Genomic DNA, 18079 nt, shown 5'->3' with positions numbered 1-18079 from the left:
ACGTATTCACAGCGTATCCCGGAACGCCCTGCCCGATGGCCGGTACTCCATAGTACAGTAGCCGCAACCAATGAATATTGACCAAGTAAGGTATCGAAACCAAACAGGGATAGCAATTGAGCAAAAACCCTCCCTGGCCGCGTGTCGGTATCTGCGGACGGCGTAAAGGGTGATTTTTTACCCATTTGTAAGATAGAATAGCGGCCCATTTTTCGGGCAGCTAAGCACACAGGGGCAGCGCATCCATGTTTAATCGTGATATGAAAATCGCCGGCTTTGACGACGAGCTCTGGAACGCCATGCAGGCGGAAGAGAAACGCCAGGAAGCTCATATTGAGCTGATCGCGTCTGAAAACTATACCAGCCCGCGGGTGATGGAAGCCCAGGGCAGCGTGCTGACCAACAAGTATGCGGAAGGCTATCCCGGCAAGCGTTATTACGGTGGTTGCGAGTTTGTGGATATCGCTGAAGACCTGGCCATCAGTCGAGCCAAGGAGCTGTTTGGCGCAGCTTATGCCAATGTGCAGCCACACTCCGGATCCCAGGCCAACTCTGCCGTTTTCATGGCGCTGCTCAAGCCAGGCGATACCGTTCTTGGCATGAGCCTCGCCCATGGCGGCCACCTGACCCATGGTGCCAGCGTCAACTTCTCCGGCAAGATCTATAACGCCGTGCAGTATGGCCTGAACCCGGATACCGGCCTGATCGACTACGATGAAGTGGAAAGCCTTGCCGTAGAGCACAAGCCGAAGATGATCATTGCCGGCTTCTCGGCCTATTCCCAGGCCCTGGACTTTGCCCGTTTCCGTGAGATTGCAGACAAGATTGGCGCCTACCTGTTTGTGGACATGGCGCATGTTGCAGGCCTGGTAGCGGCTGGCGTTTACCCGGACCCGATTCCTCACGCCCATGTCGTCGCGACCACTACCCACAAGACATTGCGTGGTCCCCGTGGCGGTTTGATTCTGGCCTGTGATGACGCTGATCTGCAGAAGAAGCTGAACTCTGCAGTGTTCCCCGGCGGTCAGGGCGGCCCGCTGATGCACGTGATTGCGGCCAAGGCCGTCTGCTTCAAGGAAGCCATGAGTGATGAATTCAAGGCCTATCAGAAGCAGGTAATCAAAAATGCCAAAGCCATGGCTGAGGTGTTTGTGTCACGTGGTTTTGATGTGATTTCCGGCGGCACCGAGAACCACCTGTTCCTGGTCAGCCTGATCAAGCAGGATATTACCGGGAAGGACGCGGATGCCGCCCTTGGCCGCGCCCACATCACTGTAAACAAGAATGCGGTTCCGAACGACCCTCGCTCACCGTTCGTGACCTCTGGCCTGCGTATCGGTACCCCGGCGGTCACGACCCGCGGCTTTGGTGAGTCCGAGTGTCGCGATCTGGCGGGCTGGATGTGTGACATTCTGGATAACCTGGAAGACGAAGCGGTTAATGACCGGGTTCGTGAGCAGGTCGCCGGGCTGTGTGATCGTTTCCCGGTATACGCCGGCTAATCAGCCCTAACGCACCGTCAGGCGCTTTGCAGCGCAACGCCTGACGGATTGCAGGAGCTTCAGTTTATGCATTGTCCTTTCTGTGGTGAAGCGGATACCAAGGTAATCGACTCCAGGCTGGTGGCCGAGGGTGATCAGGTGCGTCGCCGCAGGGAGTGTCTGTCCTGTCGTGAGCGTTTTACCACCTTTGAATCCGCCGAATTAGTGATGCCCCGTGTGGTCAAACAGGATGGTACACGTCAGCCGTTTGATGAGGAGAAGCTGAGGGCGGGCCTGATGAAAGCTCTGGAAAAACGCCCTGTCAGCATCGAGGAAATCGAGGCGGCGCTCAACCGTATCAGGTTCCGGTTACGGGCTACCGGCGAGCGGGAAGTAAAATCCATGCAGTTGGGTGAAGAGGTGATGACGGAGTTGCGGCAACTGGACAAAGTTGCCTACGTTCGGTTTGCCTCGGTCTATCGCAGCTTTCAGGATGTAAACGAGTTCAAGGAAGAGATCGAGCGGCTCTCCGCCACCTCGGGCGACGACCCTGTGGATGTGGCCAAGGTTCTGGCAGATAACCATTCCTCCAAAGGAAAGCCATGATCGACGCCCAGGACACCGCGTTCATGGCCAGGGCTGTGCAGCTGGCCTGGCGGGGCCGCTATTCTACCCATCCCAACCCTCGCGTGGGTTGCGTGATCGCCAGTGGCAGCAGGATTCTTGGCGAAGGCTGGCACGAACGGGCCGGTGAGGCCCATGCGGAGATCCGGGCACTGAGCCAGGCAGGACCGGATGCCCGTGGTGCAACGGCCTACGTTACGCTGGAGCCCTGTAGCCATTTCGGGCGAACCCCGCCTTGTGCAAAAGCTCTGATCGAGGCCGGCGTGGCTCATGTGTTTGCCGCCACCAAGGACCCCAACCCGTCTGTCTCGGGTCGTGGGCTGGATATGCTTCGTGAGGCGGGCGTTCGGGTCACTGAAGGCTTGCTGGCAGAGGAGGCCGTGCGGCTAAATCCCGGTTTCATGAAGCGGATGAATGTGGGCCGCCCCTACGTTCGGCTTAAAATGGCGGCCAGTCTGGACGGAAGAACCGCCATGGCCTCAGGCGAAAGCCAGTGGATTACGGGTGAAGCAGCCCGCCGCGACGTGCAGCGTCTGAGGGCTATCAGCGATGCCATCCTGACCGGTGTGGGAACGGTTTTGGCTGACAATCCCTCCCTGACCGTGCGCAGGGGCGAACTGGGAGACATTGGTGATGCCACGGAACCGTCAAGGCAGCCCCTGCGGGTAATTGCCGACCGGGATGCCCGCACGCCTCCTGATGCTACCATCCTCCAGGGAGGCAATGTTCAGGTTTACTGCGCGTCTCCCACATTGCCAACCGCCCAGGCGCAGGATCTCGCAGCGCTTGGGGTCGGCCTTACAGGCGTTGCCTGGAAAGACAACGGAATCGATGTCCGTGAACTCCTGGACTCGCTGGGTGAGCTGGGCATCAACGAACTCCTGGTGGAAGCCGGCCCGACGCTGGCCGGAACCTTTATCAATGAGCACCTGGTTGATGAGCTCTGGCTCTATCAGGCACCGGTGTTCCTGGGCAGTACTGGCCGGCCAACGGCCAATCTGCCGCTGGAATCCATGGCGGACAAGGTACAATGGAAAGTGCTGGATCGCCGTCAGCTGGGTGAGGATCAGCGACTGATCCTGGCGCCGGCCTAACGGGTATTAAATTCATGGTGGGCTGCAGCGGGTAACAGCGCGGTCAGACCAAAAGGGTGCAAAAAACGGTATGGCACTGAACAGCATAGAAGACATTATCGCAGACATTCGTCAGGGCAAGATGGTTATCCTGATGGATGATGAAGACCGGGAAAACGAAGGCGATCTCGTGATGGCGGCCGAGCACTGCACGCCGGAGGCCATTAATTTCATGGCCCGGTTTGGTCGTGGCCTCATCTGTATGCCTATGACCCGGCAACGGTGCGAACAACTTGGCTTGCCGTTAATGGTCCAGCAGAATGCCTCCGGTTTTGGCACCAAGTTCACGCTTTCTATTGAGGCAACCGAAGGCGTAACCACTGGCATATCAGCTGCTGACCGTGCCCGCACCGTGCAGGCAGCGGTCGCGCGCAATGCCAAGGCATCCGATCTGGTTCAGCCGGGGCATATTTTCCCGCTGATGTCGGACCCGGGCGGCGTCCTCAGTCGCGCTGGCCATACTGAGGCTTCCTGCGACCTGGCAGCTCTGGCAGGATGTGAACCTGCTGGCGTGATCTGCGAAATCATGAATGACGATGGCTCTATGGCCCGTCGTGAAGATCTCGAGAAATTTGCCGAGATCCATGACCTCAAGATTGGCACCATTGCAGACCTGATCCATTATCGCACGTTGAACGAGCGCACCATCGAGTGCGTGGAGCAGTACGATCTGGACACCGAATACGGCGTATTCAACCTTCGCACTTATCGCGACAACATTCAGGGCTCCACTCATCTGGCCATGGTGATGGGCGAGATATCCGCGGATGATCCAGTGCTGGTTCGTGTTCACATCACCGATACCCTGCGAGACCTGCTCGGTGCCCGCCGGGTGGATTCCCGCAGCTGGCCGCTCCACCATGCGCTGGAAAAGGTTGCCGGTGAAGGTCGTGGCGTCGTGGTTCTGCTCAACAGCGCCGAAGACAGCTACAATCTTGAAGACCGTATCCACGAATTTTTCGAACAGGACAAAAAGTCTGCGGGCAAGGGCAGTTCCGGTGTTTATTTTACCGTCGGCACCGGATCACAGATCCTGAGGGATCTTGGTGTTGGAAAAATGCGGCTGTTAAGCCCACCCATCAAATTTTCCGCAATTTCCGGTTTTGAACTGGAAGTGGTGGAATACGTGCCCTATACCCCCGAATGATGAACCCCGGCAACGCCGCACCAAAAAAGGCGGGGTTGCCACTGAAGGAGCCATTCATGGCAGATATCAAAGTGATTGAAGGTGATTTTACCCGCTGCAGCGGCAAATACGCGCTGGTTGTTGGTCGTTTTAACGGTTTTGTGGTGGAAAGTCTGGTGGAGGGCGCGCTCGATACCTTGCGTCGTCACGGCATTGCGGATGCCGACATCACTATTGTGCGGGTGCCCGGTGCCTATGAAATGCCGCTGGCAGTAAAGCGCGTGGCCGAGACTGGCAACCACGACGCCATCATCGCTCTCGGTGCCGTTATTCGTGGTGGCACTCCCCATTTCGAATACGTGGCCGGTGAAGCGTCCAGCGGCCTGGGGGCGGTAAGTCTGGAAACCGATGTGCCAGTTACGTTTGGCGTGCTGACGGTTGATTCCATCGAACAGGCCATTGAGCGTGCGGGCACCAAAGCCGGCAACAAAGGCGCCGAAGCGGCCATTACAGCGCTGGAAATGGTCAGCCTTTTCAAGAAGCTGGGTGAATGATGAGCGCACCAGAAGACAGTACCGCGCAACCGGCCCCGGCCGGTCAGCCCAAGGCTGGCGACAGGCGAAGGGCGCGGGCCCTTGCCATGCAGGGGCTGTATCAGCGCCACTTCAGCAAGAGCTCGATTACGGACATCGAGTCCGAGTTTATCGTCGACAATGATATGACGAAGGTTGATACGGCCTATTTTCGCGACCTCCTCAGGGGTGTTCATCGGGAACAGGCCGAGCTGGATCGCCTGCTGGAGCCCTTCCTGGACCGGCCCATACATGAAGTGGATGCCATTGAGCTGGCCATCGTGCGGCTGGGCACCTACGAGCTGAAATACCGGCTGGATGTTCCCTACAAGGTAGTGATCAACGAAGGGATCGAGATGGCCAAGAAGTTTGGCGGCACCGAAGGCCACAAGTTCGTTAACAGCCTGCTTGATAAGCTTAGCCATCGCCTGCGCCTGGCCGAGACCCGACCGCGCTAAGTGATGGGGGAGTTCGAGCTGATCCGCCGTTATTTCTTTCCTGTCGCCGAGGCAGGAAACACCTCTGCGGTTCTGCTCGGCCCCGGAGACGACTGTGCCATTCAGCGAGTCGAGTCGGGGAGGGACCTGGTTTTTTCTGTTGACGCGCTGGTTGAAGGTGTTCATTTCCCCCGTCACTACGACCCTGAAAAACTTGGCTGGCGAAGCCTCGCCGTGGCGGCCAGTGATCTGGCTGCCATGGGGGCGGATCCCGTCTGCTTTACCCTTGCCCTGACACTTCCTGACGCCGATCCGGAATGGTTGCATGCCTACGCCCGTGGGCTGGCAAGGGCGGCGAGTTGCTTCGGGCTCTCGCTCGCCGGTGGTGACACCACCCGTGGGCCGCTGACGCTCAGTCTTCAGGTCCATGGGACGGTACCCGAGGGGCAGGCGATTCTGCGTTCTGGTGCCCGGGTCGGAGACTATGTCTGTGTTTCCGGCACCCTCGGCGAGGCTGGAGCCGCATTGAAATATCTGGAGAGCCACACCCCGCGGGCTGATGAACAGACGGTCCTGGCCAGATATCATTATCCCGAACCACGGCTGAGCCTCGGTGTTGCACTGCGTGGAATTGCTTCGGCCGCCGTGGATATTTCCGATGGCCTGGTGGCGGATCTGGGGCATATCCTGGAGGCATCCGGAGTCGCTGCGTCCATTGACGTCACAAAGCTTCCGCTGTCAGCAGCGCTGAAGCGCCTTGTTGGTGAAAGCGCGATCAACCTGGCTCTGAATGCCGGTGATGATTATGAGTTGTGCGTCACCATCAGCCCGAACGCCTGGGAGAGTCTGCCGGAAGACACTCGCAGCCGGCTGACCATTATTGGTGAAGTGAACGCCGGACACGGTCTGGTCTTAAGCAGCAATGGTCAGTCTCTGGCCTCCGGGGCCGGTGGCTATGATCATTTCATCACCTGACTTGTGAGCAGCGACAAGCCGGTCATTGTCACAACAATTACTCAAGCGGGAACGGAGTCCCGCTTAATGAATCTGCTGTTCTTCCGGCAGTAGTCGCACAACATGCAAAAAACGTCTCAATCCGGTCTCAGCGCGTTGGCGGGAAGCGAAGGGGCCACTGTCAAAGCCCTCGCGGGTGGTGAAATACCACTTGCTTCCGACGCAGAAGAATCGACTGCTTCGGAACGGTGCGGGGCCGTTTTCTCCGGACCGACGTTGGGTATCCATGTTTTCTCCTGAGCCCTTTATCGTTTTTCTAGTGACGGGCAGTGGAATGTTTTGTTGGCCGATTGCTTAAAATTAAATCAATTCCTGCCGAATTCAACATTTTTTTACAATTATCGGTCCGGCATGGCGCTGTCTACGTAATCGAAATGTCATCGGGTTGTTGTAAACAGGCGGTATGTCTTGCTCTTGGCGTTGCCACTCTTCAAAATGCCTTTCAACCACAAGTGACCACCCGCCGGGTACTAACGGTGTATTGCACAAGGATATAGTATGAGTATCTATCACGTTTCGGCCATTTTCAAGAAAGCGAGTTACTTCCTCGCAGCTTTATCTGCAGTGGTTGTTCTTGCCGGATGCAGCTCCACCATGGGTAATGTGAAGACCTGGGAAGGCGACGCCGATGAATCCCGGACGGCTGTGCTCAAGGCACCCGCCGAGATCAAGGTGCAGCAGGTTAATGGTCGTAGCCAGACCAATTTCCTGATGGACGATCTGGCGCTGGATTTTGATCTGCTTGCGGGTGAAAACCACGTTGTGTTCACCTACAAAACCATCTGGGCAAAAAGCGGGGTTGTCCGCAACGGCGAGTCCAAGGTGCATGTTATTGAAACCGCTCCTCAGGCAGTGACCATTGATGCCGAGCCCGGCGAAACCTACCGTTTCGATTTTCAGCCCCCTGCGAACAGGAAGGAAGCAGAGGCTTTTGCTGGTGATTTTTCCGCTGATATAGTAAATGCCTCCAGTGAAGTGGTTGCCACCGCAAGCGCGTGGGATGGCCGTTCTTCAGGGCAATCCGCAGTGGCCCGGGCCCCTGTGGGCTCAGGTGGGGGCGACTCCGGTAGTACAGGCAGTGCGGAAGGCGAAGGCACACTGGAAGAGCTCAAGGCGCTCTGGGGGGAAGCCACTGAGGAAGAGCGGCGTACCTTCCTGCGCTGGGCGTTCGAGTAACGCAGTGGGGTGGTTCTGGCGCCACCCCTGATCTCCCGGCCTGGGATCAATGCCGAAAGCGTTTCAACACCTTTCTCAAGGCACCTTCCATGAGGGTGAGCGCCTCATCCGTCAAGGTCTTATGGTTATCCGCCTGATAGTCTGGTTCCTCGCTCTCCGGTGCGAGGACCGTTGCCGCCTTTTCTATGGCTGCCAGACTGTCCTCAAGCAGTCCTGTCAGCGAGTCGCCGTCGGCTACCACATCCGGGCACAGGGTGAAATTCACAGTGAGGCTGCCCTGGTAACTGACTGCAACGATAACCAGTCCCAGGCTGTCAAAAAGAGGTGCGGAGTTGAACTGCCGGACCAGTCGGGCCCCCTGAAGGTATAGGGGAACCTGCGGCCCCGGTACGTTGGTGATCGGCAGATTGAACACCGGCTGGTACCTCTGGGCGATCTGTAGCTCGGAATAAAGCCGGGCCGAGAGTGCCAGCATCGTGGAAGGCAACAGTTCTGTCAGGCGATCTGCCGCAATGGCTTCCCGGTAGGGCTCGGATTCCACTGCATTCCAGTGGATGCGGTGAATCCGCTTTGCCGGATCCGGCTCATTGGTTGCCAGATCCAGCAGCATAGCAGACATCTGGTTTCCGGTGGCTTTGCGCAGGCTGCTGGAGCGAACCGAGATCGGCGTCATGGCTACCAGGGAACGGTCCGTTTCCACATCATGGTTCGCCATATAGCGACGCAGGGTCTCAGCGCAAAGCCCCAGAACCACATCGTTCAATGTCACATTGCCCAACGTTGCCTTGATGGCCTTGAGCCGGGAGAGGTCCAGGCTGGTGGAGATGATCTGGCGGTTTGCGGTGATCTGTCGGTTAAACGGGCTATGGGGGGCGGAAAATAAGGGAAAGGGTAACGGCAGTTTCCGCATCTGTTTCTGGATGAGTCCCCGGGCTGTTGCCTCTGCCGCATTGACGGCCAGCGAAGTCACCTGCAAGGGCTTACGCAGCAGGTTGGCCCCAGCCTGGAGTACCACTCGTTCTTCCGACGGTTGCGGCCTTGGGTTCCATGGCCGTGGTGCATCAATGGTACGGGCGTGCGGTGTGTACTCCAGTAACTTACCAATGATTTCCTCGCCGCTGAAGGCATCAATGGCCGCATGGTGGAGTTTTACGATCAGCGCGAAACTCCTGCTGTCGGGGTCGTTGTCGTCGAGCTGAAAGCCGTCGACGAAGGTAATATGCCACAGGGGGCGATCTCTCTTCAGAGGTTCCTCAAGAATTCGGGAGGCCAATCCCATCAGGCTGCCCAGCTGGCCATGGTCGCCAAGGTTAACGTAGGCAAGGTGCCGTTCAATACTGAAATCCGGATCATCAATCCAGTAGGGGCGCCCAAGCCTCAGGGGGATTTCCTTGAGGCGCTGACGGAACAGTGGCACCACATGGAGACGGCTGCGCAGGTAGGCAACGAAGGTGCTGAAAGCCAGTGGTTTCTCGCGCTCCCGGGCATCAAAAAGATAGATGCCGCCAATATGCATGGGGGCGGTTTCCGATTCCAGATAGAGGAATGAGGCATCCAGCTCCGACAACTGCCGCATGGTTTGAGCTCCGTTCACAGGTTCTTGCGTCGGGGCAGTATAAACGAATGAGGAGATTATCCGTTGGCCATTTTGCCTGTGTGATGTCGGTCCCCTCGGCCAGCAACCCGGATTCAGCCCTCCAGCCAGGCTGCAATGGCGGGTGACTTGCCCAGATTTTCCCAGAACCACATCAACGCCTTGCCCTGATCCTCCGAGTGTCTTGCGAGGTGGAGCATAATGGGTTGCCGGGGCTCGTGTACGTCCAGTGCAATCAGCGAGCCATTGGCCAGGTGGTTGCGTACGCGAGCTTCAGGTAACCAGCCCACGGCCAGCCCCGCCTGCTGGACAGCGATTTTCTGGTCAATGTTGGCGACGGTAATAGTTCTCTGGCGTCGGAATATGCCCGCGTGGCCCGGTGGCAATGACCGAGAGGTGTCGGCGGCCACGGCGGCGGGAAAGGGGGCAATATCTTCCTCTCTCAGTGGTTGCGTGGCCGTTGTCAGGGGGTGGTCCGGCGCAATGGCGTAGACGAACCGCATTTCCCCGAGGGGCGTGGTGGTAAACGAACCGGCTGGCTTGCTGATCTGGTCCGCGCCTACGACAAGGTCCACCCGTCGGCTTTGCAGGGCATCCCAGGAGCCTGCAAAGACTTCTTCCACCAGTTGCACTTCCACCGGCACGCCGAGTTCGTAAAATTCTTTAACCGCGGGGAACAGGCATTCGGCCGGAAGCAGGGAGTTGAAGCCGATGCGCAGGCGGGTTTCCCAGCCCTGTGCGACCTGGCGGGTGGTATGGGCCAGGTTTTCCGCAGCTTCCAGCAGGGTGCGGCCTTCTTCCAGCAGGTAGCGACCCGCCGGGGTGAGGGCCGCGCGGTGTCCGGTGCGGTCGAAGATGGCAACGTTGAGATCTTCTTCGAGCTTCTGGACGGTATAGCTTATGGCAGAGGGCACGCGGAAGAGCTCGTTGGCCGCGCCGGCGAAGCTGCCTTTGCGGTCAATGGCATCAAGGACCTTGAGGGCGTCTATGGTGATGGCTGTGTGCATGTTCGAATTATCTGATTGTGTTGGCCAGAATTGATTGTTTGAGAGCGTAGCAGGGTGGCCGGTATTCTTCCTTTAATTTCTTGCGATCGCCAACTGAATTTTAAGGGGAGGATTTATGGGGCTTTTGGTTGACGGTAAATGGCACGATCAGTGGTACGACACTTCGAAAACCGGTGGCAAGTTCGAACGTGAGGCTGCGCGGTTCCGCAACTGGGTGACGGCTGATGGATCGCCCGGGCCTGAGGGCGAGGGTGGATTCCCGGCGGAGTCGGGGCGGTACCACCTTTATGTGTCCATGGCCTGTCCCTGGGCGCATCGGACGTTGATTTTCCGGGCTTTGAAGGGGTTGGAGCAGCATATTTCGGTGTCGGTGGTGCACCCGGACATGGTGGAGAATGGCTGGGAGTTTCGGCCTGATGATCCTGCACATCGGGACACGGAAAATGGCATGCGATATATGTACGAGGTGTACCTGAAGGCAGCGCCGGATTATTCCGGGCGGGTGACGGTGCCGACGCTGTGGGACACGAAAAAGCAGACCATCGTGAGTAATGAGTCGGCGGATATTATCCGGATGTTCAACGCGGCGTTTAATGGGCTGGAAGATGTTCGCAGTGATCTGGATTTCTATCCGGAAGCGTTGCACAGTGAGATTGCCGAAGTGAACGACCGTGTTTACCACACGGTGAATAACGGCGTGTATAAGGCAGGCTTCGCGACCGCTCAGGATAAGTACGAAGAGGCCTACGGGGCGTTATTCGGTTCACTCGACTGGCTGGAGGAGCGCCTGTCAGGGCAGCGTTATCTGGCGGGAAACCGGCTGACGGAGGCGGACTGGCGGTTGTTTACGACACTGATTCGCTTTGACGCGGTGTATTACGGCCACTTCAAATGCAATCGCCAGAGGATCGCCGACTTTCCGGCGCTCTCGGGCTATGTGCGGGATCTTTATCAGATGTCGGGCGTGGCGGAGACGGTGGATATTCCACAGATCAAGCGCCACTACTACGTGAGTCAGCGTACGATCAATCCGACACAAATTGTGCCGGTAGGGCCGGCGCTGGATTTTGAGGCGCCCCATGGTAGGGATGCTCTAGGCTAACTTACCCGCGCAACCGCAATTTCGGTCAACAATCCCAGCGATTCCTTATGATCTGATTCGGGAAGGGTCTTCAGGCAGGCAGCAGCCAGCGCGGCCTGCTCCCTGGCTTTTCCCATGGTGTATTCCAGCGCTCCAGACCGGTTGACGATCTGGAGAATGCGGGGCAGATCATCCAGCCCACCCTTGCGGATGGCCTGGCGAATCAGTTGCTTCTCGTCCTCGCTGCCTTCCGCCATGGCATAAATCAGTGGCAGGGTGGTTTTGCCCTCAGCCAGGTCATCACCCACGTTCTTGCCCATTGCCTCCGAATCGCCGCGGTAGTCCAGTACGTCATCCACCAGTTGGAAAGCCAGGCCCAGGTGTTTACCGTAAGCGCTCAAAGCCTGTTCCTGGTCGTCATTCGCCCTGGCCAGCAACGCTCCAGTGTGGGAAGCCGCTTCAAACAGCATGGCAGTCTTGTTGTGGATGACTTCCATATACCTGTCTTCACTGACGTCCGGGTTCTTCACGTTCATTAATTGCAGTACCTCGCCTTCGGCGATAACTGCTGTGGCGTGGGAAAGCACGTCCATGATGCGGAGGTTCTGCAGTTCCACCATCATCTCGAAGGCGCGGGCGTAGAGGAAATCACCTACCAGAACGCTCGGAGCATTACCCCACTTGGCGTTGGCGGTGCTGCGGCCCCGGCGCATGTCCGAGGTGTCTACAACATCGTCATGGAGGAGGGTGGCGGTATGGAGGAATTCGATTACCGCTGCAAGCTTCAGGTGGTCGTCCTTGTCATAGCCCAATGCGCGGCTTGAAAGCAAAACCAGTAATGGCCTCAGGCGCTTACCGCCGCTTTCAATGATGTACTGGGCGATTTTTTCCACCAGGGGAACGTCTGAGGAGAGCCGCTTGATGATCAGATCGTTGACGCGGCTGAAGTCGTCCGCGACGGTGTCGTAAATGCGCTGGGCTGTCATGCGGCTGGTCCGGTCCCTTGTCTGGTGTTTTCGTTGGAAAAATAGGCGGGTGCCGCAATGCTAGGTATTGCGGTGATCAGTGTCAACTTGGCTTGTAAAGCGCCGGCGGTTTTCGTACAATCACGCGCCCAACTCATCCCAACCTGCGCTCCCTGCTATAGGGTTGCCGAAGCGCTTCCCTTAGAACCAGGTGGATAAGAGCAGGGATGGGTCAATCGCGGAGAACGTTAATGTACGCAGTTATTGTTAGCGGTGGTAAACAGCACCGTGTAAAAGAAGGCGAAACTCTGAAGCTGGAAAAGCTGGAAGTGGAAACCGGCGGCAACGTCGATTTTGACCGCGTTCTGCTGATCGCTGATGGTGACAAGGTTCAGGTTGGTGCGCCGATTGTTGATGGTGCCAAAGTAACAGCGGAAGTGGTTAGCCACGGCCGTCACGACAAGATCCAGATCATCAAGTTCCGTCGTCGGAAGCATTCCATGAAGCGTCAGGGCCACCGTCAGTGGTTTACTGAAGTCAAGATCACGGGTATCCAGGGCTAAGACCCTCGAGTAACCCCTTAGATAAGGAGGCTGGTAATGGCTCATAAAAAGGCAGCAGGTAGTACCCGTAACGGTCGCGATTCCGAGTCGAAACGACTTGGTGTGAAGCGCTTCGGCGGTGAGACTGTATCTGCAGGCAGCATCATTGTTCGTCAGCGTGGAACCCGCTTTCACCCGGGCCACAACGTTGGCCTTGGCAAGGACCACACCCTGTTTGCGACCGCAAACGGTCAGGTCAAGTTCGAAGTGAAAGGTCCTGAGAACCGCAAGTTCGTGAGCATCGTTCCGGCTGCGTAAGCAGCGGCGATCTCGGGTTCTGTCGAACCTTGGGCGGCCCTGATATGATTTGATATCAGAGTCACCTGGAGCCCCGCATAGCTTCCATGAGGCTGCGGGGCTTTTTAGTTTATGCGCAGTGCGCAAAGGGTTGAGTGATGAAGTTCGTAGACGAAGCCACCATCATTGTTGAGGCGGGCAAGGGCGGCCACGGTTGCCTGAGTTTTCGCCGTGAAAAATACGTGCCCAAAGGTGGTCCCGATGGTGGTGACGGCGGCGACGGTGGGTCTGTGTACCTGGAAGCCGACAGCGCGCTCAATACGCTGATCGATTACCGGTTCCAGCGCAAGCACAAGGCCGAGAACGGCCAGCCCGGCTCTGGCCGTAACTGTACCGGTATCAAGGGTGAAGACCTGGTATTGCCGGTGCCAGTAGGTACCACGGTTGTGGACATGGACACCCATGAAGTACTGGGCGATCTGACCCGCGCCGGTGAGCGACTGAAAGTGGCGCAGGCTGGCTTTCACGGCCTGGGTAATACCCGTTTCAAGTCTTCGGTGAATCGCGCTCCGCGCCAGACCACCAAGGGCTCAGAGGGCGAGCTTCGCAACCTGAGGCTGGAGCTGAAAGTACTGGCGGATGTCGGTTTGCTGGGCATGCCCAACGCAGGCAAGTCGACCTTTATCCGTTCGGTATCGGCGGCCCGACCAAAAGTGGCGGATTATCCGTTCACCACGCTGGTGCCCAATCTTGGTGTTGTCAGCGTACAGGCTCACCAGAGCTTCGTGATTGCAGATATCCCCGGCCTGATTGAAGGCGCAGCAGAGGGCGCTGGGCTGGGTATTCGCTTCCTGAAGCACCTGGTTCGCACTCGTTTGCTACTGCATCTGGTAGACGTGGCGCCTTATGACGGCTCTTCGCCGGTGGAAAGCGTCCGCGCCATCGAGCATGAACTGGAAAAATTCAGCGAAACCCTGGCTAACCGAGAGCGTTGGCTGGTGCTGAACAAAGTGGATATGGTCTCGGAAGAAGACCGGGAGGCCCATTGCCAGGCCATCATCGACGAGCTCGGCTGGAAAGGCCCTGTATTCAGCATCTCCGCCCTCAGCGGTGAAGGCACCAAGCCGCTCACGCAGGCAGTGATGCGCTGGATTGAAGATCAGGCCCGGGAAGAGGCTGAAAATCCCGAGTTCGCCGAAAGAGAAGCTGCCCGCCGTCGCCAGATGGACGAAGAGGCGCGCGCGAGGATTGAAGCGGAGCGCCAGATCCGCCGCGAAGCCCGCCAGGGTGACGATGATGACGACGACTTCGATGACGACGATTACGATGTCGAGGTAGTTTACGCTCCTGAGTAATGGAGTAGCGCCAGCGGGCAGGGCGTTGCGGGACACGCTGTGAATACATCCATGTACGCTCGACAAAAACATCCCTGTTTTTGACGGTCCCGCAACGCCCTGCCCGCCGGCTTATCCATGGATTGAGTTAGCATGAGCAAACGAATACAGCTACGCCAGGCTCGCCGTCTGGTCGTTAAAATCGGAAGTGCACTGCTTACGAACGATGGCCGTGGTCTGGATGTGGCTGCCCTTGGGTTATGGGTCGACCAGATTGCAGAATTGGTCAGTGATGGGGTTGAAGTGGTTATTGTCTCTTCAGGATCTGTGGCTGAGGGCATGAGCCGCTTGGGCTGGACGGTTCGCCCAGAACAGCTGCACGAACTTCAAGCCGCAGCAGCCGTTGGTCAGATGGGGCTGGTGCAGACCTGGGAGGCCCAGTTCAAGCGCCACGACATACATACCGCACAGATCCTGCTGACCCACGATGACCTTTCTGATCGCAAGCGCTACCTCAACGCCCGCAGTACCCTGAGGGCGTTGCTGGATTTCGGGGTAGTGCCGATCGTCAACGAAAACGACACTGTAGTCACCGACGAAATTCGCTTCGGCGACAATGACACCCTGGGTGCGTTGGTCGCCAACCTGATCGAAGCTGACGGCCTGATCATACTCACTGACCAGCTCGGCCTGTTCGATAAGGACCCCCGCAAAAACCCGGACGCTCAAATGGTGGACGAGCGCCTTGCCAGCGATTCCGAACTCGACGCCATGGCTGCTGGCGGAGCCGGCGCCCTTGGTCGCGGTGGCATGCAGACCAAAGTTCGCGCAGCCCGCCTGGCCGCGCGCTCCGGTGCTTTCACCGTTATCGTCGGCGGACGGATCGAAAAAGCCATCGCCCGCCTGCGGGACGGCGAAAGCATCGGAACCCTTCTGCTGCCTGAACAGGGCCGAATTGCCGCCCGCAAACAGTGGCTGGCCAGCCACCTCCAGACTCGTGGCAAGCTCACCCTCGACCAGGGCGCCGTCAACGTTCTCTGCAGGGGCGGCCGCAGCCTGCTACCGGTGGGTGTAAAAAGCGTCTCCGGTCAGTTCCGCCGCGGCGAAATGGTCTCCTGCGTCGACGAGAACGGCAAGGAAATTGCCCGCGGTCTGGTCAACTACGATGCCGACGAAGCAAGAGCCATCGCCGGCCGCGCCAGCACACGGATAACAGAGGTGCTGGGCTACATTTCCGACGAAGAAATGATCCACCGAGACAACATGGTGATTGTCTAGGAGTGACCTCCCAACTCTGGAGGCAGGGCTGACCACCTGCTCCGAAAACCGTGCATTGCCAGGGATGGCAATGCCGAGCCCCCATGGATGGGTTCACGGCGTGTTTTCGGAGTGGGTGGTCAGTGCTGCCTGTGGTCCGGATCGGTCAGGCAAGATAATCAGTGGGCACAAAAAAACCGGCCAATCGGCCGGTTTCTTCATTCAAAGTTCCGAAAGAGCGATTTACGCGCTCTTCAGAGCTTTGATGCGGGCACTCAGACGGCTCTTCTGACGAGCAATCTTGTTCTTGGCGAACACACCCTTGTTAACCATGCTGTCCATAATCGGCTGAGCCTTCTGGAAAGCGGCTTCTGCTTCTTCCGGCTTGCCGGCTTCAATGTTCGCTTGGACTTTCTTGATATAAGTACGCGCCATGGAACGCAGGCTGGCATTGTGCTTGCGGTTCTTCTCGTTCTGACGTGCGCGCTTCTTGGCTTGCGGGGAATTTGCCACCGTATAACTCCTGAGATCTGTGAAATCCGAAATTCGTGTGAAACGATTCGTAAAAAATCGCGGGCGCGCCAAAACCAGCGCGTCGAAATAAATGACGCGGAACTATGCCGCCAACGCCCCAAAATGTCAAGACTCAACGGTATTTCATCCCGGTATCCACAAGGCCTGTGGTAAACTCGCCGCTCATTGCCGGAGAGCTCCTGAAGGCCTTACGTAAATACCGAAATCAGGGCCGTTGAGTCCCGGCAAACTCCCGAATCAATTAAACCATTGTCCAGGCCACGAATGTCGTCCGAACCTGAGCACAGAGAAAAACAGAAGGCATTGCCCAAGCCGCCGGGCCTGCTGAGGTCATCTGGCGTTGTCGGCATAATGACGATGCTGTCGCGGGTCCTCGGCCTGGTGCGGGACATGGTGATTGCCCGTTATTTCGGTGCTGGTGCAAGTGCCGACGCCTTCTTCGTTGCCTTCAAAATTCCTAACTTCCTGCGTCGCCTGTTCGCCGAGGGAGCCTTTTCACAGGCCTTTGTGCCAGTGCTTTCCTCCTATCGGGAGCAGGAGTCCGTTACTGAGGTCCGGCGCCTGGTCAACGCCGTTGCCGGCTCCCTGGGTTTGGTGCTGCTTGGGGTGACCATTGTTGCCATGTTGGGCGCGCCCCTGTTGACTGCGATTTTCGCGCCGGGTTTCCTGGATGACAACGTCAAGTTCGGACTGGCCAGCGACATGCTGCGCATTACCTTCCCGTACCTGTTGCTGGTATCACTGACGGCCTTTGCCGGTGGCATCCTGAACAGCTACGACCGCTTTGCGGTGCCGGCGTTTACACCCGTACTGCTGAACCTGGCGATGATCGGTGCCGCGATCTTCCTGTCGCCGTTGATGGAAACGCCGATTATTGCTTTGGCTTGGGGTGTGTTTATTGCCGGCGCGTTGCAGCTTTTCTTTCAGCTTCCTTTCCTGATGCAGTTGGGGCTGATGCCGCGGCCCAGGGTGGATTACAAACACGAAGGCGTTAGCCGAATCCTGAAACTGATGGTGCCGGCACTGTTCGGGGTCTCAGTGAGCCAGATCAACCTGTTGCTGGACACCGTGCTCGCATCGTTTCTGCAGACCGGCAGCGTTTCCTGGCTGTATTACTCGGACAGGCTGGCTGAGCTGCCTCTGGGTGTATTCGGTATTGCCATCGCCACCGTAATCCTTCCGAACCTTTCCCGTAAACATACCGCTGCATCGCCCGACAAGTTCGCCGCAACGCTGGACTGGGCCGTTCGGGCTGTTCTTCTGATCGGCTTGCCAGCTGCGCTGGCGCTGGCCCTGCTGGCGGAACCGTTGATCGCAACCCTGTTCCATTATGGGGAGGTGACCGACAGGGATGTGTCCATGGCGGCCCAGAGCCTGCGTGCTTACTCCGCAGGGCTGCTCGCCTTCATGCTGATCAAGGTGTTGGCGCCGGGCTATTTCGCCCGCGAAGACACCAAGACTCCGGTCAAGATCGGGATCATTGCGATGGTGGCCAATATGGTGTTCAACCTGGCGCTGATCTTCCCGTTGGCACACGCAGGGCTGGCTTTGGCCACGTCTCTGTCAGCCTGGCTGAACACCGGTCTGTTGTGGCGGGGCTTGATAAAGGAAGGTGCCTGGAAGTGGCAGCCCGGCTGGCCCCGGTTCCTGATTCAGATCGGGCTTGCAAACGTGGCGCTGGCCGTTGCGATACTGTGGCTGCAACCACCGGTTGATCGGTGGCTGGGGGCGGGAGGTCTTCAGCGCGCGACCGATATGGGTATTCTCGTAGTCTCCGGCGTTGCTGTGTATTTTATCGTGTTGGCACTGGCTGGGGTTCGGGTAAGACATTTCCGCCACAGGTAGGTTATAATCGCGCGTTTTCTCATCAGTGAAACCATGCAACGCTGGCAAACAAGGGTTCGC

General features: G+C 57.8%; 19 protein-coding genes. 14 read left to right on the top strand and 5 right to left on the bottom strand.

The window, feature by feature from the left end; translation table 11 throughout:
* Window positions 1-245 precede the first annotated feature (245 nt).
* The 7 genes from glyA to thiL all read left to right on the top strand — a co-directional run bounded on the left by glyA (window position 246) and on the right by thiL (window position 6348).
* Complete coding sequence (gene glyA / locus FO268_RS17985; protein ID WP_150994618.1) at window positions 246-1502, top strand: serine hydroxymethyltransferase; 1257 nt, start codon at window positions 246-248, stop codon at window positions 1500-1502.
* A gap of 66 nt (window positions 1503-1568) precedes the next feature.
* A complete protein-coding gene (gene nrdR / locus FO268_RS17980) occupies window positions 1569-2087 on the top strand; it encodes a transcriptional regulator NrdR (protein WP_150994617.1) in 519 nt (172 codons plus the stop codon).
* On the top strand, window positions 2084-3199 hold the full coding sequence (gene ribD, locus FO268_RS17975; protein WP_150994616.1) for a bifunctional diaminohydroxyphosphoribosylaminopyrimidine deaminase/5-amino-6-(5-phosphoribosylamino)uracil reductase RibD: 1116 nt from the start codon (window positions 2084-2086) through the stop codon (window positions 3197-3199). Before nrdR ends, ribD begins: the two co-directional genes overlap by 4 nt.
* A gap of 70 nt (window positions 3200-3269) precedes the next feature.
* Entirely contained in the window at window positions 3270-4385 is a 1116-nt protein-coding gene (gene ribBA, locus FO268_RS17970) for a bifunctional 3,4-dihydroxy-2-butanone-4-phosphate synthase/GTP cyclohydrolase II (RefSeq protein ID WP_150994615.1), read from the top strand.
* 56 nt (window positions 4386-4441) lie between these two features.
* The gene (ribH, locus tag FO268_RS17965) at window positions 4442-4918 is read left to right on the top strand and encodes a 6,7-dimethyl-8-ribityllumazine synthase (protein ID WP_150994614.1); all 477 of its coding nucleotides are present in this window, start codon (window positions 4442-4444) and stop codon (window positions 4916-4918) included.
* Window positions 4918-5394, top strand: a complete 477-nt coding sequence (gene nusB, locus FO268_RS17960; protein ID WP_150994710.1) for a transcription antitermination factor NusB — start codon at window positions 4918-4920, stop codon at window positions 5392-5394. The genes ribH and nusB overlap by 1 nt, the downstream gene beginning before the upstream one ends.
* A gap of 3 nt (window positions 5395-5397) precedes the next feature.
* Window positions 5398-6348: a thiamine-phosphate kinase gene (thiL, locus tag FO268_RS17955; protein ID WP_150994709.1), complete on the top strand. Its 951-nt coding sequence runs from the start codon at window positions 5398-5400 to the stop codon at window positions 6346-6348.
* Window positions 6349-6411: 63 nt separating this feature from the next.
* Here thiL and FO268_RS17950 read toward each other — a convergent pair whose 3' ends face one another.
* A complete protein-coding gene (locus tag FO268_RS17950; protein WP_137437968.1) occupies window positions 6412-6615 on the bottom strand; it encodes a DUF6316 family protein in 204 nt (67 codons plus the stop codon).
* Window positions 6616-6885: 270 nt separating this feature from the next.
* Between FO268_RS17950 and FO268_RS17945 the strand changes: the two genes are divergently transcribed.
* A complete protein-coding gene (locus tag FO268_RS17945) occupies window positions 6886-7563 on the top strand; it encodes a DUF2057 family protein (protein ID WP_150994613.1) in 678 nt (225 codons plus the stop codon).
* Window positions 7564-7609: 46 nt separating this feature from the next.
* Here the strand turns inward: FO268_RS17945 and FO268_RS17940 are convergent, their stop codons facing one another.
* Both FO268_RS17940 and FO268_RS17935 read right to left on the bottom strand, forming a co-directional pair.
* Entirely contained in the window at window positions 7610-9139 is a 1530-nt protein-coding gene (locus FO268_RS17940; protein WP_150994612.1) for a WS/DGAT/MGAT family O-acyltransferase, read from the bottom strand.
* 113 nt (window positions 9140-9252) lie between these two features.
* The gene (locus FO268_RS17935; RefSeq protein WP_150994611.1) at window positions 9253-10164 is read right to left on the bottom strand and encodes a LysR substrate-binding domain-containing protein; all 912 of its coding nucleotides are present in this window, start codon (window positions 10162-10164) and stop codon (window positions 9253-9255) included.
* 115 nt (window positions 10165-10279) lie between these two features.
* Between FO268_RS17935 and FO268_RS17930 the strand changes: the two genes are divergently transcribed.
* The gene (locus FO268_RS17930; RefSeq protein WP_150994610.1) at window positions 10280-11266 is read left to right on the top strand and encodes a glutathione S-transferase family protein; all 987 of its coding nucleotides are present in this window, start codon (window positions 10280-10282) and stop codon (window positions 11264-11266) included.
* Here the strand turns inward: FO268_RS17930 and ispB are convergent.
* Window positions 11263-12231 (bottom strand): octaprenyl diphosphate synthase, encoded by a 969-nt coding sequence (gene ispB, locus FO268_RS17925; protein ID WP_150994609.1) that lies wholly within the window; start codon window positions 12229-12231, stop codon window positions 11263-11265. The two genes, FO268_RS17930 and ispB, sit on opposite strands and share 4 nt — an antisense overlap.
* Window positions 12232-12461: 230 nt before the next feature.
* Between ispB and rplU the strand changes: the two genes are divergently transcribed.
* The 4 genes from rplU to proB all read left to right on the top strand — a co-directional run bounded on the left by rplU (window position 12462) and on the right by proB (window position 15661).
* Window positions 12462-12773 carry a 50S ribosomal protein L21 gene (rplU, locus tag FO268_RS17920; RefSeq protein ID WP_150994608.1) on the top strand — a complete coding sequence of 104 codons (312 nt, stop codon included), beginning with the start codon at window positions 12462-12464 and terminating at the stop codon, window positions 12771-12773.
* Window positions 12774-12809: 36 nt separating this feature from the next.
* Window positions 12810-13070, top strand: coding sequence for a 50S ribosomal protein L27 (rpmA, locus tag FO268_RS17915; protein ID WP_150994607.1), 261 nt, complete (start codon window positions 12810-12812; stop codon window positions 13068-13070).
* Window positions 13071-13207: 137 nt separating this feature from the next.
* Window positions 13208-14404 carry an Obg family GTPase CgtA gene (gene cgtA, locus FO268_RS17910; protein WP_150994606.1) on the top strand — a complete coding sequence of 399 codons (1197 nt, stop codon included), beginning with the start codon at window positions 13208-13210 and terminating at the stop codon, window positions 14402-14404.
* 132 nt (window positions 14405-14536) lie between these two features.
* The gene (gene proB / locus FO268_RS17905; protein WP_150994605.1) at window positions 14537-15661 is read left to right on the top strand and encodes a glutamate 5-kinase; all 1125 of its coding nucleotides are present in this window, start codon (window positions 14537-14539) and stop codon (window positions 15659-15661) included.
* A 222-nt stretch (window positions 15662-15883) separates the two neighbouring features.
* Here the strand turns inward: proB and rpsT are convergent, their stop codons facing one another.
* A complete protein-coding gene (rpsT, locus tag FO268_RS17900) occupies window positions 15884-16153 on the bottom strand; it encodes a 30S ribosomal protein S20 (RefSeq protein WP_150994604.1) in 270 nt (89 codons plus the stop codon).
* Window positions 16154-16438: 285 nt separating this feature from the next.
* On the opposite strand from rpsT, the gene murJ reads away from it, so the two are divergent.
* The gene (gene murJ, locus FO268_RS17895) at window positions 16439-18019 is read left to right on the top strand and encodes a murein biosynthesis integral membrane protein MurJ (protein ID WP_150994603.1); all 1581 of its coding nucleotides are present in this window, start codon (window positions 16439-16441) and stop codon (window positions 18017-18019) included.
* The last annotated feature ends 60 nt before the right edge of the window (window positions 18020-18079 follow it).

Source organism: Marinobacter denitrificans (assembly GCF_008795955.1).
Classification (GTDB): domain Bacteria; phylum Pseudomonadota; class Gammaproteobacteria; order Pseudomonadales; family Oleiphilaceae; genus Marinobacter; species Marinobacter denitrificans.
The sequence above is the reverse complement of the archived record's forward strand: the minus strand, read 5'-3'. Positions and strand labels throughout refer to the sequence as shown.

Bases quoted from the DNA above. Each gene is read 5' to 3' on its own strand.
- murJ (WP_150994603.1), top strand. From the start codon at position 16,439: ATGTCGTCCGAACCTGAGCACAGAGAAAAACAGAAGGCATTGCCCAAG.
- nrdR (WP_150994617.1), top strand. From the start codon at position 1,569: ATGCATTGTCCTTTCTGTGGTGAAGCGGATACCAAGGTAATCGACTCC.
- ispB (WP_150994609.1), bottom strand. From the start codon at position 12,231: ATGACAGCCCAGCGCATTTACGACACCGTCGCGGACGACTTCAGCCGC.
- thiL (WP_150994709.1), top strand. From the start codon at position 5,398: ATGGGGGAGTTCGAGCTGATCCGCCGTTATTTCTTTCCTGTCGCCGAG.
- cgtA (WP_150994606.1), top strand. From the start codon at position 13,208: ATGAAGTTCGTAGACGAAGCCACCATCATTGTTGAGGCGGGCAAGGGC.
- nusB (WP_150994710.1), top strand. From the start codon at position 4,918: ATGAGCGCACCAGAAGACAGTACCGCGCAACCGGCCCCGGCCGGTCAG.
- ribD (WP_150994616.1), top strand. From the start codon at position 2,084: ATGATCGACGCCCAGGACACCGCGTTCATGGCCAGGGCTGTGCAGCTG.
- rplU (WP_150994608.1), top strand. From the start codon at position 12,462: ATGTACGCAGTTATTGTTAGCGGTGGTAAACAGCACCGTGTAAAAGAA.
- FO268_RS17950 (WP_137437968.1), bottom strand. From the start codon at position 6,615: ATGGATACCCAACGTCGGTCCGGAGAAAACGGCCCCGCACCGTTCCGA.
- glyA (WP_150994618.1), top strand. From the start codon at position 246: ATGTTTAATCGTGATATGAAAATCGCCGGCTTTGACGACGAGCTCTGG.
- rpmA (WP_150994607.1), top strand. From the start codon at position 12,810: ATGGCTCATAAAAAGGCAGCAGGTAGTACCCGTAACGGTCGCGATTCC.
- FO268_RS17935 (WP_150994611.1), bottom strand. From the start codon at position 10,164: ATGCACACAGCCATCACCATAGACGCCCTCAAGGTCCTTGATGCCATT.
- ribH (WP_150994614.1), top strand. From the start codon at position 4,442: ATGGCAGATATCAAAGTGATTGAAGGTGATTTTACCCGCTGCAGCGGC.
- FO268_RS17940 (WP_150994612.1), bottom strand. From the start codon at position 9,139: ATGCGGCAGTTGTCGGAGCTGGATGCCTCATTCCTCTATCTGGAATCG.
- ribBA (WP_150994615.1), top strand. From the start codon at position 3,270: ATGGCACTGAACAGCATAGAAGACATTATCGCAGACATTCGTCAGGGC.
- FO268_RS17945 (WP_150994613.1), top strand. From the start codon at position 6,886: ATGAGTATCTATCACGTTTCGGCCATTTTCAAGAAAGCGAGTTACTTC.
- proB (WP_150994605.1), top strand. From the start codon at position 14,537: ATGAGCAAACGAATACAGCTACGCCAGGCTCGCCGTCTGGTCGTTAAA.
- FO268_RS17930 (WP_150994610.1), top strand. From the start codon at position 10,280: ATGGGGCTTTTGGTTGACGGTAAATGGCACGATCAGTGGTACGACACT.